The 15,360-nt window shown below is 32.5% G+C and carries 11 protein-coding genes; 2 read left to right on the top strand and 9 right to left on the bottom strand.

Annotated elements, in window-relative coordinates:
- The 9 genes from QZ260_RS11535 to QZ260_RS11495 form a co-directional block, all read right to left on the bottom strand.
- The coding region (locus QZ260_RS11535) for a glycoside hydrolase family 3 protein (protein ID WP_295986378.1) at window positions 1-1,684 on the bottom strand (1,684 nt) is incomplete at its 3' end.
- Between the two features lie 5 nt (window positions 1,685-1,689).
- Window positions 1,690-3,228 carry a sulfatase gene (locus QZ260_RS11530; protein WP_295986376.1) on the bottom strand — a complete coding sequence of 513 codons (1,539 nt, stop codon included), beginning with the start codon at window positions 3,226-3,228 and terminating at the stop codon, window positions 1,690-1,692.
- Between the two features lie 122 nt (window positions 3,229-3,350).
- On the bottom strand, window positions 3,351-5,060 hold the full coding sequence (locus tag QZ260_RS11525) for a T9SS type A sorting domain-containing protein (RefSeq protein WP_295986374.1): 1,710 nt from the start codon (window positions 5,058-5,060) through the stop codon (window positions 3,351-3,353).
- Window positions 5,061-5,087: 27 nt separating this feature from the next.
- Window positions 5,088-5,423 carry a hypothetical protein gene (locus tag QZ260_RS11520; protein ID WP_295986372.1) on the bottom strand — a complete coding sequence of 112 codons (336 nt, stop codon included), beginning with the start codon at window positions 5,421-5,423 and terminating at the stop codon, window positions 5,088-5,090.
- A 149-nt stretch (window positions 5,424-5,572) separates the two neighbouring features.
- Window positions 5,573-7,012, bottom strand: coding sequence for a sulfatase (locus QZ260_RS11515; protein WP_295986371.1), 1,440 nt, complete (start codon window positions 7,010-7,012; stop codon window positions 5,573-5,575).
- A 10-nt stretch (window positions 7,013-7,022) separates the two neighbouring features.
- The gene (locus tag QZ260_RS11510) at window positions 7,023-8,363 is read right to left on the bottom strand and encodes a sulfatase (protein WP_295986369.1); all 1,341 of its coding nucleotides are present in this window, start codon (window positions 8,361-8,363) and stop codon (window positions 7,023-7,025) included.
- A 28-nt stretch (window positions 8,364-8,391) separates the two neighbouring features.
- The gene (locus QZ260_RS11505) at window positions 8,392-8,595 is read right to left on the bottom strand and encodes a carboxypeptidase-like regulatory domain-containing protein (protein ID WP_295986367.1); all 204 of its coding nucleotides are present in this window, start codon (window positions 8,593-8,595) and stop codon (window positions 8,392-8,394) included.
- A 166-nt stretch (window positions 8,596-8,761) separates the two neighbouring features.
- Complete coding sequence (locus QZ260_RS11500) at window positions 8,762-12,535, bottom strand: hybrid sensor histidine kinase/response regulator transcription factor (RefSeq protein WP_295986365.1); 3,774 nt, start codon at window positions 12,533-12,535, stop codon at window positions 8,762-8,764.
- Between the two features lie 148 nt (window positions 12,536-12,683).
- On the bottom strand, window positions 12,684-14,192 hold the full coding sequence (locus QZ260_RS11495; protein ID WP_295986363.1) for a sulfatase: 1,509 nt from the start codon (window positions 14,190-14,192) through the stop codon (window positions 12,684-12,686).
- A gap of 359 nt (window positions 14,193-14,551) precedes the next feature.
- Between QZ260_RS11495 and QZ260_RS11490 the strand changes: the two genes are divergently transcribed.
- Both QZ260_RS11490 and QZ260_RS11485 read left to right on the top strand, forming a co-directional pair.
- Window positions 14,552-14,854 (top strand): transposase, encoded by a 303-nt coding sequence (locus QZ260_RS11490; RefSeq protein WP_295986361.1) that lies wholly within the window; start codon window positions 14,552-14,554, stop codon window positions 14,852-14,854.
- Window positions 14,855-15,009: 155 nt separating this feature from the next.
- On the top strand, window positions 15,010-15,360 hold a 351-nt coding region (locus tag QZ260_RS11485), incomplete at its 3' end, for an IS6 family transposase (protein WP_295986359.1).

Below are 15,360 nucleotides of genomic sequence, written 5' to 3'. Positions count from 1 at the left end.
GCATAGAATTATCTCCTACAACAACAATTGCATAATCTGCATTTTTGGCTTTTTCTGAAGCTTCTTTAATTTTAGAACTTTTTATATTTCTAATATTTTCTCCAGAATTAAAAAAGTTTACAGCATAGCCTTTGGTTTCTCCTAAAGTTTTAATTCCTTCATAAATAGTAATTACGTTTTCATCAGGTTGGGCAGCATGCCAATCTCCTAAAGTAGATTGATTATTTGCATTGGGTCCTGTTACAAATATTTTCTTTTTTGAAGTCGTTTTTTGTAAAGGTAATATCCCATTATTTTTAAGTAATACGATTCCTTTTCTTGCAGACTCTAATGCAGTCGCTTTGTGTTCTTCTGTAAAAAGTAATTCCTCTTTTTTCTCTAAATCTACAAATCGATTTTCAAATAACCCTAACTTAAACTTCGCTGTTAAAATTTTACGGCAAGCCTCATTTACACGATTTATTGAAAGTTTTCCTTCCTTGACTGATGCAATAATAGCATCTGTAAATTTTGGTCCATGCATGTGCATATCCATCCCAGCATCAACAGACAAAAAAGAGGCTTCTTTCATGTCTTTTGCGGTATGATGTAATGTGTTAATACGTTCAATATCTAACCAATCACTTACGTAAAAACCTTGAAAATTCCATTCATTACGTAACACATCAGTCATTAACCATTTACTCATATGAGATGGAACACCATTTATCTCATTATGTGCCGCCATAATGGAATATACGCCAGCATCAATAGCTTTTTTATAAGGTGGAAAATGCACTTCTCTTAGTGTACGGACTGAAATATCTGCAGGAGCAGCATTTAACCCATTGATTGATTCTCCTCCACCAATCATATGTTTTGCGCAGGCAATTACTTTTTCTGTGCCTGTAAAATCATCTTGCTGAAATCCACGTATCATTGAAGCTCCCATATTACCAACCATAAAAGGATCTTCTCCAAATGTTTCTCCAACTCTTCCCCATCTAGGATCGCGTAATACATCAATGTTAGGGGTGAAGGTCCAATGGCTTCCTGTAGCGCGCATTTCCTTAGCTGTTTGTTTTCCAATGGTATACAAAAAATCATCATTCCATGTGGATGCTAATCCAATTGGTGATGGATATACTGTTGTACCGGACACCAAAGCATTACCATGTATGGCATCAATCCCAATTAAAACGGGAATCTTAAGTGGTGATTTTAAAGCTAATTCTTGTAAATAATTTGCTTCTTTAGCCGTTAATACATGTAAAAAGGAACCTATCTTTCCTTCTTCACACATTTTTGAAATATCATTTACAGATAGTGTTTTATAAAATCCTTGTGCATCATTATTTTCTTTATCATCATTTGGGTTGCCTTTTTTCATATGCTCCAACCCAACAAACTGATTCATTTGATAGACTTTATCTTCCAAAGTCATTCTACTCATTAAATCAGCTACACGAGCTTCAACGGACTTAGAGGGGTCTAAATATATAGGATCATCATTCTTAGTTGTTTTAAAAGAAACAAATAGCATTAGTAGGGCACATAAAACTATCATTTTTATTGTATCAGTTTGTGGGTGCTTTTTACTTAGAATTTTCATTTTATTATTTTCTTTAGAGCTATTTTCAACATTTTTATTTATCTGCTTCATAATTCTATTAAATAATTCTTTTTGTTTTTTTGTATAAAACATGGAATCTAATTTTTAGTTGATTCTAACCCTCCAAAGTCAGTATCGGAAATACTTCTCAATTCAGTTAATGACATAGTATTGCCATAACCTTTCTTCAAACGGTATAATTCAGTTTTCAAACTATCAATGCGTTCAGCATGAGCGTCAGAATTTATTAGATTATTCATCTCTGACGGATCATTTTGAAGATCATAAAATTCCCAAACATCAACATCATAATAAAAATGAATCAATTTATAACGTTGATTTCGTATTCCGTAATGCGGTTGAACGCGATGGTAAAATGGGTATTCGTAATAATGGTAATACATGGATTGTCTCCAATCTTGTGGGGTTTTTCCTTTAAGATTGGAAAAAAAACTATTGCCTTGGACTGCTTCAGGAACAGGAATACCTGCCATTTCTAATAAAGTTGGGGCGAAATCGATATTTGAAACAATATCTTCTACAATGGTTCCTGGTTTTATTTTTCCTGGATAACGAATAATAAATGGCATACGCAATGCTTCTTCGTACATGAAACGCTTATCAAAGAATCCATGTTCTCCTAGAAAAAATCCTTGATCTGACGCATAGACAACGATGGTATTTTCTTCTAATCCGTTTGCTTTTAAATACTCTAATACTCTTCCAATATTATCATCTACAGATTTTATAGTTGCCAAATAATCTTTGATATACTTTTGGTATTTCCACTTACGAATCTCTTCACTAGATAAATCCTCTGAAGGAGCTACAATTTCGCCAGGTTTAAATCCAAATCGCAGCCATTTACCACGTTCTTTCTTAGAAAGAGAATCTGGAGGCGTCATTTTCATGTCTTTTCTAGAAAAATAATCCATCGTCATTTCAGTATTCCCAGCGGTTAATTCTCGTCCTTTATAATTGTCATTAAAGGTTGCTGGATATGGCATCTCTATATCGTCCCACAGGTCTTCATATTTAGTGTCTGGGGCCCATTCACGATGTGGGGCTTTGTATTGTAACATCAGGCAAAAAGGTTCTTTTTCTTCTCTTCCATTGAGCCAATCTATAGCAAAATCAGTAGTTAAATTTGTTGCATACCCTTTTTCTTTAATTTTTTTGCCATTGTCATTATACACAGGATTCCAATACAAACCTTGTTGTCCTTGAGATAGGTGGTATTTATAATAGTCAAAACCAACGGGTTCTGATGCTAAATGCCATTTACCAACCAAAGCTGTTTGATACCCCGCTTTTTTTAATTCCTGTGGATATGTCCATTGTTTGCTATCAAAAACTCCTCCTTTATAATTTTTATAATACCCGTTAATATGACTGTATTTTCCAGTCAAAATAGCTGCTCTACTAGGTCCACAAATTGCATTGGTACATAAGGCATTGGTTAATAAGGCTCCTTCACTGGCAATTTGGTCTATATGTGGTGTTGGTGCTAATTCTTTAAAAATACCACCATAGGCAGAGATGGCGTTCGTTGCATGATCATCTGAAAAGATGAATATGATGTTAGGTGATTTACTTGAATCTTTACTATTCTGACTATAGCAATTTGATACCGTCAAAATAAAAATCAGAAGGAATAATTTATTAAAAGTATACAAAAATTGAATTTTAAAGAAGTTAAAAAGCTGATAAAACCAAAATAGATTATACTTGATTTTATCAGCTTTTGTAATGTTTTTATTTATTGTTTAATGATCTTTTCAGTAAACACAGTTCCAGTTCCATTATCAATTTTAATCAAATGAATGCCAGATGAAAGCTCTGAAATATCTATTTGATTGGTATTGAAAACTTCTTTTTCTAAAGCTCCTAATATTGAATATACTTTTATAGAATTGATGTTTTCAATTCCTTTAATTGATATAAAGTCTGATGTAGGATTTGGATAGATTGAGATTGACATTATATCTTGATCTGAAACACCTAGATTTGCTCCATTATACTTAAGACTAACATCGTCTATATACATAAGTTCATTAAGGTTGGTTGGCAAAGCATCCGTTCCACCACTTTTAGAAAATTTGATTCTAACTTGTCTTGAAATATCATTTGAATAGGTGCCGGTTTGCTGAACCCATGAATTAACTGCAGTCGGCTGAGTTGTAATCGTGGTTTGGACAGCTGTAAAAGTACCATCGCCATCATCGTCAGTCATGATTGTAAACTTAGGTTTAACATCTCCGTCAGCAGCCCAAGTTACCAATGCAGCCCACCTAGTCCAAAAAGACCAGTCATAGGTTCCAGCTGGAAGCGTTACTGTTTGATTGACAAAAGCATCATTTTTTGCAAAAAATTTAAACATTCTATCTTCAGAGTGACAGTCCCCATTTCCAGAACTGGTAGGTGCATAAGAACCATTAGCTCCAGAGCCCCAACCACCTAGGGCAGGAAAATTACCCGAACCATCAACACCGGTATCAGTAGAAGTTGCTGTGGTATTAATATTAGGATTCGTAAGAAATTCTTGGCCAGGTGCTGGAATGCTAAAATTAATAGAAACATTATTAGTAGTTGTTCCATCTTCAGCAGTAATAATGATTGTTGTTGTTCCAGGAATACTTGTTGCAGCTGTAATTGCAGCAGTTGCGCTTGGATTGTTAGGTGTTGCAACTATTGTAGGAACAACAGTTGTTCCTTCTGCTAAAAATATATCATAGGTAGTTTTAATTTCAGTAAAACCAGCAATTGTAGCTCCGCCTTGCGTCAAATCAGATAAAGAAGCATCATCTTCTATATAGGTAAATGGACTTGCATATTTAAGACTAACATCATCAACAAACATTAGTTGATTAAGGTTTGTTTCATCATTAGTAATTCCACCATATTTATAAAACTTTATTGTTATATCCCTGGCATGTTGGTTATTAAAAACACCGGTTTGTTCAACCCATGTTTGAATTGCATTTGGCTCAGTCGTAATCGTAGTTTGGAGAACTCTTTCTCCAGCCGAGATTGTAAATTCAGGCTTTTCCGCAGCTCCAGCGTTATAATCTACCTCTGCCCCCCACTTAGTCCAAAATGACCAATTATAATTACCAGCTGGAAGCGTTACTGTCTGAGCTACAAATTGTCCCAAAGTTCCTCCTTTTTTATAAAGCCTAAACATTCTATCTTCAGAGTGGCAGTTTCCATCGGTTCCACCAGAATCAATATAAGCTACTGAATTATATTCTGTCCAACCAGCTGTATTTGAAGCAGACATTTGACCATTACCATCAACGCCTGTTGAAGGAGTTGTAGAGGTTCCTAATGTTGAATTAAGACCAGGGTTTGCTAAATATTCATCACCAACTACTTGAGAGTTGGCAGTCATACTTAATAATAAAGCGAAAGCAAAAAGACTATTTCGCCAAATTAATTTAGTTACATTTTGAGTAATTTTTTTAATCATGATATTGTGTTTTTAATTATTTAATTTTTATTCTCGACCTATTTCTCTTTTATAATCAGCCCATTGTTGCATCTTGGCTTTACCAAGAGCTTTTTTTAATTTTCCAAATAAGCGCTTGTACACTTTTTTTAATTCAGGTTTTCTTGTTTCTGCATCGTCTTTGTATTTCTCACGTATTGATACTACTTCCTGAAAACGGTTCAATTGAATTTCATAAACCATTGTTTTTTTTTCTTCATTTAAAGAAAGAACTTCTGTCATCTCATTGGTGATTTTAGTTGCTTTTTCAGTAAGATCATCTTGAGCAACTACATTTAAAGTAAAGACCATTAAAATTGCTAGTAAAATAAATTTTTTCATCATTGTATATTAGTTTTCAATAAAATTATATGTTAATTGCTAGTTGATAATTTAAAAATTGTTCAAATAGTTAAAATATTTAACCAAATCGAATAATTATAGTCAACATTTACAGGGTTTTATAAGTAAAACGCTATTGTATGGTATAAAAACTAGTGATAAGAATTTATTTTCTCGATAAGCTTATCTTTCCAAGTAATTCCTGGCTTCCACTTAGGAGCTTTTACCTTACTTAAATAAGTATCTAGTGCTTTCTCTAGTGTATGGACTTTATTAGGGAGAGATAATGCGAGATTGTTTTTCTCTTCTAAATCTTCATTAAGATTAAATAGCATAAGTTCACCACTGTCGTGGAACTTTATCAATTTAAAGTTATCAATTATGATGGCAGAATGTGCTCTTTTAAGTGCTATTCCATTTTTATAAGGCACATGAAAGATTAATCCTTCCGAAAAACGTGAAACATTTCCTTTGCCTTTATTGGCAAGTATTGCTTTGAAACTTCCTCCATCTAAATCATCTTGAAGAGGTAACTTTAGTCCAGCTAAATCAATAATGGTGGGTAGCAAATCTGAATGTGTAATGGGTGTTTTTGACTCTAATCCAGCAAGAATTTGAGGCCCTGTGATAACAAAAGGCACTCTAATTCCTCCTTCCATGGCATCCCACTTACCCCTACTTAAAGGGAAATTTGAGCCTTTATTGTACTTAGGTTTGGGAGGCATTATTGGAACAGCGCCATTATCAGACGTATATATTACATACGTGTTTTCCTCTAACCCCAATGCCTTTAAACGCTCAAGTAATAATCCAACTCCACTGTCTAAATCTTCCGTCATTGCAGCAAAACCAGCATGTCTTTGATAGGTACCTTTTTCAATGTTTTTGTATTTTTCTAGTGTTTCCTTTCGCATCATAACATCAGAGTGAACAGCATAATGAGAAACTTGTAAAAAAAATGGGGTATTTGACATGGCTTGTCTTTTAAGAAAGTCAATTGCCCTCTCAGTCGTACTAAATATTTTTTTAGGGTCCTCGTCAACATTATTTTGCCACTGTTTACCGCCTGCTTTGTAATTGAAAACGCCATCTTTATTTCCTGTAATACCATCACTTTCATCATAACCAAGCTCTGAGGGGTGTACACCAATTCCCCATTTACCAAAATGAGCTGTTTTATAATCTGGATTGACTTTTTTTAACAGTTTTGGAATGGTGTAAGAGGTTTGATGATTGATATGCTTGGTATTCATCCCTACTCTTATCATTTTTAAGCGTGCTGGAGTTTGTCCAAACTGAATACTATAACGCGATGGAGAGCACACTGGTGCACTGGCATAGGCTGAAGAAAACCGCATACCGCGATTTGCTAATTTTTCTAAATTAGGCGTTTGATGGTAATCACTTTTTGATTGAACTTCATCATCCATCATTTGAACAGAGGTTCCATTCCAACCTTGATCATCCGTTAAAATTACAATAAAGTTAGGGGGCTTTTCATCATTGTCATTCTTTAATTTTGAAGTTTTACAACTTAAAAAAGTTAAGATTAATCCAATTATTAATAGATACAAGGTACTGTTATTTTTCATCTGTTATGATTTATTGTTTTTTAAAATGACTTTGGTCTGCTTGTGCTTTGGTTATAAGTGAAGGAGGAAGTTTTCCCATGTCTTGATACTTCTCAATCATTTCTTTCAGTATTTCCTTTGCCTTTTCTGGGTACTTTTCAAAGAGATTGTTTTTTTCTCCTGGGTCTGTGTTTAAATTAAATAATAAGGTGTCATGTGCTTTTACTAATTGCTTCCATTTATTTCCTCTAAAACCTTTATACGGCAATTTTACTTTCCATTGTCCACTTCTATACCCCTGTAATTGTTTCCCATCAAGAAAGAGTAAATCTGAATTTTTACGATTTCCTTTATCAGTTAAAACCTTAGATATATCCAATCCATCAATAACCAAACCTTTCGGAATTGAACTCCCTGTAATATTAGCTATTGTAGGAAACCAATCCATTTGGCTGGCTACTTCATTATTAATAATGCCTTGAGGAATTCTATTTTTCCACATAGCTACTGTGGGTACCTTCATACCTCCATCAAACGTAAATGTTTTTCCTTCTCTTAAGTCTCCTGCAGACCCTCCATCTTCTTTCATTGCTAGCCATGGTCCATTATCACTAGAAAAGACAATAAGTGTGTTTTCTAAAATTCCATGTTCTCGAAGACTTTTTAGAATTTGCCCTACACTCCAGTCTAGCTCTTGTACTACATCACCATATAAACCTCTTTTAGAAGTTCCTATAAATTCTTCAGAAGCATAGAGAGGAACATGTGGCATAGAATGGGCTATGTAGAGAAAAAACGAATTGTCTTTGTTTTTTGTAATAAACTTTTGTGCTTCTTTTGTATAGGTTTTGGTAATGTATTGTTGTTTTACTTTATAGGATTCTACTTCATTTCCTCTCATATATACAACGCTCTCCATATCATTACTATACGGAATTCCAAAATACTCGTCAAAACCTTGTTGCAATGGTAAATATTGATAATGATGTCCCAAATGCCATTTTCCAACGATTCCAGTTGCATATCCTTTTTCTTTTAGTATTTCTGGAATTGTTATTTCTGTATCAGGAATGCCTGTAAAACTCTCTGGAAAAAAAACAGTATTTATTCCCATTCGTTGTGGATATCTCCCTGTTAACAAGGCTGCTCTAGAAGGACTGCAAACTGATGAAGCTGAATAGAATTCTGTAAATTTAATTCCTTGTTTAGCAATCTGGTCAATGTTTGGGGTATTGATATCTTTTGCAACATAACAACTCAAATCTCCATAACCCAAATCATCTGCAAATATATAGACGATATTGGGTTTCTGACCAAAAGAGTAGAAACACTGAATTAATAGGAATAAAAAAGTGAATTTATTTTTAGTCATTTTTAAATTAATACGATTGTTCAAGGGGCTAATCAATGTTATTATTGGTAGCTGTTTCAAAATTACCATCAAAATCACTGAAATCACCTTTTGAAGTTTTCTTAATTAAAATAGATACCCCTGGAAGAGGTGTTTTAGAATCTCTATCTATTACAGTTCCTTTAAGTGTGATTTCTTGTGCGACCAGAATTACAGGAAACAACATCAGGATATAGAAGACTATTTTTCTCATAATATGAAGTTCTTATTATATGAACAAATTTGTGAGAAACTCTGTATTTTAATGTTTAATATTTATCCATTAGTGTTTAATATTTGGTAACTAGAAAGAAGATACAAGCCATTTCTATTTTTGATTAGTTAGTATCTATACACTTCAAGAAAAACCGCTTAATTTTTTAATTCTCTATACTATATTCTTTTGGTGTTTTGCCAAAGGTCTTTTTGAATAACGTACTAAAATATCTTGGATCGTTAAAACCTGATTCATAAGCCACATCACTCATTCTCATATCTGCCTTATTCTTAAGTAATTCTGCTGCGTGATTTAATTTAATTCTAATCACTAAATCTACAGGCGACATATTTGTCAATCCTTTTAATTTTCGAAATAAACTTGACCTGCTGAGCCCAGTTTTCTCAGATATTAAATCAATTGAAAATTCACTATTTGTAATGTTGTCTTTAATTATTTGAACCACCTCAGATAAGAAATTATCATCAGCTGATTTGATTTTTACTTTATCTTCTGAATTTGGGTTAAAAATTTGATTTAACCTTTGCCTAGACTTGATAAGGTTGTTAGCTGTTGCCATCAAAATTTTCATATTAAAAGGCTTTTCAACATAAGCATCTGCTCCAATTTCTAATCCTTCCACTTTATCATCAACTTCACTTAAAGCTGTGATCATAATAACAGGGATATGACTCGTCTGAAAATTTGTTTTTATGATATTACATAATTCCTTGCCACCCATTACAGGCATCATAACATCTGTTATGATTAAATCTGGATTTTTTGCTACTGCTATTAAAAGTGCCTCCTTACCATTAGGTGCATCTATAACGGTGTATTTCTTTTCTAATTCCTTTTTAATAGTTACTCTTAAATCTTCATTATCATCAACAAGTAGTATGCGTATCTTTGAGTTAATATCATCTTCAATAAACTCAGATTTATTTGTGTCTTTATCTTTAATTAATATATCTTTTTCGTTATAATGTTCACTTCCTTTTTGTAAAATCACAGAAAACGTAGCACCCAAATTTTCCTTACTTTTTAATTCAATTTTCCCACCGTGTAATTCAACTATTTTTTTTGAAATCATTAAACCAATGCCAGAACCGGAAATTCCTTTATTGTTAATGTTAGTTCCTCTTGTAAATCTTGAAAAAATTAATTTTTGCTCTTTCTCGGGAACCCCAAAACCATAATCAATAAAATCTATTTTAATAGTTTTGTTATTTACTGAAGCATTTATCTCAATATGCCCACCTTCTTCATTATATTTAATAGCATTTGAAATTAAATTATAAAAAATTCTAGACATTTTATTCTCATCAAACCATAGGTAGGTCTTTGGCACGGCTATGGAAATATCTATAGATTTTTGTTTGAGTAATGGCTCTACCTCAGCAACAATTCTATGCAAAACCTTTTTTAAATCTACTTTACTTACGGATAATTTAAGCATCCCACGATCTGCTTTTTGAAAATCTAAAAGCTGTGTGACATATTCGTTTAAATTTTGCGTGTTTCGATGAATTAAATCAAAGCTATTTTGAAATTTATTTTCTTCAGAAGAAAGCTGAGAAACCAAGAGTTGAATTAATGTAATTGGTGTCCTAATATCATGGGCAACTTCGGTGAAAAATTTTATTTTATTTTCGTTATTTTTTTTCTGAGTTCTTGATTGTTTTAGTTGAAGAAATAAATATAATAGTACAAATCCCAGTATAGTATATCCTAAAAAAGCCCAATAACTTAGCCAAAATGGGTTTTTAACAATGATATCAATAGTGTACGTTTCTATAGAAGATACTCCATTTACATTGGTGACTTTAGCTTCTAAAGAATAAGTACCTGGGGGTATTTTTGAATAAATAGCCATCCTACTATTTTTTGATATAATAGGGTGTTCATCATAGCCTTTTAACTGCCAAGAAAATGTCTGTTTTTTTGATCCATAAAGACTGGGAGTCTCAAAATCAAAACTTAGTGAATTCTGGTTATAATTAAGTTCAACCTTTTCAAGGAAATTTATGTTTTTTTTAAGGATTGTGCTATCAGGCACAACACCATTCACTTTGAAATCAGAAACATAAATCTTAAAATCTTCTTTTTCTTTTGGCAGATTTAATGGATTAAATAGCGCAGCACCTTTTGGCCCGCCAAAAGCTATACGCCCGTCATTAGATTTTGTAGAAGCCCCAATGCCAAAAGTCTCAATCGTTATACCATCTCTAGTATCATACTTACTAATAATAGTTTTTTTTGTATTTAATTTCCATAATCCTGAATAGCTTCCTAACCACAAATTTTGGTTTGCATCTTTTTGAATGGAAAAAACCGTGCCCGATTCAAAATTTAGTTCTTTGTTTAGTAGTGTTGTATCATTGGTAGAAAAATCATATTTTAAGAGCCCTTGCGTATTTCCAATCCAAAGACAATTGTTTTGTTTATCAAAAAATAATGAGTAAATCTGGTCAAGGTTCTTGAAGCCTAGGCTTTTTATTTTTTTTAAGTTTTTTGTGGCCTTATTAATTTCAAACAATCCATTTGCAGAACCTACATATATTATATTTTTATTACCTGCAACAATTGTTCTGGCATTACCAGTTTTATAACTGTTTACTAAGGTACTATTTTGATAATGTTTTACAGGACCATCAATTCCTCCTACCCATATATCATTCTCATCTACGTAGGTTGTAAAAATTAATTTAGATTTCTTTTCATTTTCTATTAAAGGAAAGTCTTTAGTTTCTCCTGTTTTTGGGTTAAACTGAAGCAATCCATTACCATAAACACCTAAAAGGAGATGTTCCCCATACTTATTAATAGTTAATACGGGCTTATTTAAAAGACTTGAGTTCTTATTATAATTAGTCCACTTTCCTTCAGGTGAAAGTTTACTGAGGCCATTTTCTGAACCAAACCAAACATTTCCACTTTCTTCAAAGTATATAGAGCGGATGTAATTGTTGGGAATACTGTTTGATTTGTATGGAACGTAAGAGATATTTTTAAAGGCATTATCTCTAGGGAAAATCAAATCAATACCAACTTCTCTTAGCCCAAGCCAATATATATTGTCGTTATCAACAAAAATTTTATAGATACTTTTCTGACTTAAGGAGTTTAAACTATTCGGATTGTATTTTATTTTATTAACAACTTTAAAATTTTCATTCATTGTCAATAAACCCAGTCCTTCTAGTGCTATTAATGCTTTATCATCTTTATCAAACACAATGGATCTTATCGTAGTTGTTTTTATTCGCTTATCAAAAAGGGGTACTTTATTTACTTTTTCATTATCAATAACAAAAAGGCCTTTCTGGTAAGTTCCTGCCCAAATCCGATTTTGCTTGTCAAAATCAAAATCAAGGGTTTCAATATTTTTTAATAGTGTATTGTGTTTTACTAATTGATTATTTTTTTCAAAAAAATCGTACACATTGATTCCTTTTGTAGATGCAACGTATACTTTATTTTGTTTTACATGAATTTGTCTATTAAAAAAGGTCTTTGGATATAAGACTTTACTTAATTTTTTTGATTTAAAATCATAAATTAATAACCCCGATTTAAGACCAATAATTATAGTATTGTCATTGATTTGTTCAAAACATAAAAAATTGCGGAACTTTAAGTTTAAAAGGCTTGTGAAGCGATCTTGTTCGTATTGATATTGCAAAAGTTCTCCTTTAGAACCTAAAACAAGCAGATTTCCGTTTTTGCTAATAATATCTACAACGCCATGGGTTGTATACTTGTTATAGTTTTTAAAATTATATCCAGAGTACCTATTTAAGCCTTGTGCAGTTCCAATCCACATATAGCCCAAAGTATCCTTTGCAAAAACACGTACAGCACCACTTTTAACCCCATCATAAGCACCAAGATGTTTAATTTGCTGTCCATATATTTGGCCCGGGATAAAAAACATTAAAAAGTAAACTATGTAAAAAATACATCTCATTATAACAATGAATTTTGAAAATTAACATCAACAAGGACAACTATTTATAAAAATACAATTTATATCTTTATAAGGATTGTGCTTCTCTTAAAAAAATCTCAGTCGGCAACAACAACTAATGCTTCTGTTTGGTTCGTTTTGACCTTAGTACTTCTTTTAACCACCAATCTCTATCAGGATTGTATTTGTATTTCTTTTTCAACCTTATAGCTTCTTCTCTAAGTTCTGCTTCTATTTTATCATAGTCAGGATTATTGATCAAGTTATTCATTTCTCCTGGGTCAGTTTTAAGGTCATACAACTCATCAATATCATTTTTTAAAAAAACATCCACCAATTTATATCTTTCCGTTCTAACTGCGATTTGATTTGGTCCAGCATAAGGCCAATAAGTATCTAAATAATATTCAAACAAAATTGATTTTCTCCAGTTATCCTCTTTTTTACCCTTCAATAAATTCACCATAGACTCTCCCTGCATATAGTCCGGTTTGTCTATTCCTGCAAGGTTAAGAATTGTTGGAGCCATATCAATATTAAGACATTGCTCATCTATTACGGAGTTTGGTTTTATAAGCTTTGGATAGCGAATAAGCATAGGTACGCGCATTGAATTCTCATAAGCTAAGCGTTTATCTAAAAAAGTGTGCTCGCCCATAAAATAACCATTATCACTACTGTAGATAATTACAGTGTTATCTAACTCTCCCATTTCTTCCAAAGTGGCTAATACGCTTCCTAAAGATTCATCAATTGATGATAAGCAACGTAACAAATCCATATTTCTATCATAATTTATAGGCCATTCTTGTTCTGGTAATTCTGCAGGGATTGGGAGGTTATCTTTCCAATCAAACCCGTAAGTTTTTTTTCGTTGCCATTCTGGTTTGCCTTTAAAAGTTTCTTTGTGGGTATTGTAAGGCGGTATTGGTAATTTTTCATCTTTGTATAAATCTGCATGTCTAGGAGCTGGCAAATGTGGTTGATGTACCGCTTTATGCCAAAGGTTTAAACTAAATGGTTTGTTTGGATCTCGTTTTTCTTTTAACCAAGAAATAGCCTTTTCAGTCAAGATATCTGTCATATATCCCTTTTCTTGATATTCCTTTCCGTTTTCGTTGACGGGAGGATCAAAATATTTTCCTTGACCCACAAAACTAAACCAATAATCAAAACCGGGCCTGATATGCTCTTTCCCTTTATAATGTGCCATATGAATTTTCCCTACATGTGCGGTCTCATAACCTTCTTTTTGTAAATGAGAAGAATATGGAGCAAACTCATTCCAATTGGGATCTACATGTCGGTTGTTCTGGTTGACACCATGAATATGAGGGTAAGTACCGGTTAAGAAACTAGCTCTTGAAGGAGAGCAAATAGATTGTGTTACAAAAAAATTTTCTACTTGTGCACCTTCTTTAGCCAATCTGTCTATATTAGGTGTTTCTAAAAACGGATAGCGTCCACTCATCCCCAATGCGTCAAAAGGTTGATCATCTACCAAAACGAATAAGAAGTTAGGTTGTATTTGTCTAGAATGCTCTTGGACTGATTGTGCATTTATTACAGAATTGACAATTAAAAAGAGTGCAAAAATCTGATTAATACTATTATTTTTTTTCATCAATATACTTTAAATAATTAGCTGACAAAATTCAAATTAAATTCACATTTAATAGTTCTTTTTTCGGTCAATATATTTAAAAAATTGCTCAAATGGCGCAACCAACAGAAATTCATAAAAAAACAAGATACGAAAATACAAAACCTTCAATTTCCGTCAAAAATAGAGTATGACAAGTCAAACGACCGAGTTCGAACTCCAAAAGTGAAGGCTCTTTTTGGGTAGTATTTTTCAATTATTTCTTGAACTTAGTTTGAGAATATTGTTCTAAATAATTTGCAATGAAAATAGTGGAGTTACTACATTTACTCAGACAGAAATTTTAAGACTGTTTAAATAAAAACAAATATCTTAGAATAATGAAAAAACAAGTTTACAGTACTGAGTTTAAATCAGAAGCAGTACGATTAAGTTATCAGCGAGAAAACATTAAAGAATTAGCAGATGAGCTAGGAGTTCAGGTGCAACGGATTTATAAGTGGAGAGCAGGTCAAAAAACAAAAGCTTCTCCAAAGGCTACTATAAAACTAGAGACCGATTCTATAGAAGTAAAACGATTGCGCAAAGCCCTTAAAAAAAAAGAATTACCTACAAGTGACTATTGGTATAGCATTACTATTGAAGAACAAAAATTTGTTGGTTATTTTACATTAAAACGTTAAGAATTTTTTGAAAATTGATAATATCTAAAAAATATGAAAGAACATATTGACTCCAAACAATTTGATTTAGAATATCGTGGTGAACACATTCAATTATTGGTTCTGTCGCATCTAATGTAAGTGAAAATCAAATTTATTATATTTACTTCCAAAAAATGTTCAAAGGTCACTGTTTTCCTAAAACAATCATATTACAAGCTGTTTACTTCAAATTAAGGTTTAGTCTTAGCTATAGAGATGTAGAAGAACTTTTATCTATCAGGGGAGTCAAAGTGGATCATGCTACTATTCAACGCTGGGTATTCAAATTCACACCCCTTGTAGAACAACAATTCAGAAAGAGAAAAAAATTAGTTGGAAAAAGGTGGAGACTAGATGAAACCTATATTAAGGTAAAGGGTGAGTGGAGATATTTATACAGAGCAGTTGATAAAGAAGGGAATACTGTAGACTTTTTGTTAACTAAAAGAAGACAACGTATATCTGCACAGAAATTTTTAATCAAA

The organism is uncultured Algibacter sp., from assembly GCF_905480415.1.
In the GTDB taxonomy this organism is placed as follows: Bacteria; Bacteroidota; Bacteroidia; order Flavobacteriales; family Flavobacteriaceae; genus Algibacter_B.
The sequence above is the reverse complement of the archived record's forward strand: the minus strand, read 5'-3'. Positions and strand labels throughout refer to the sequence as shown.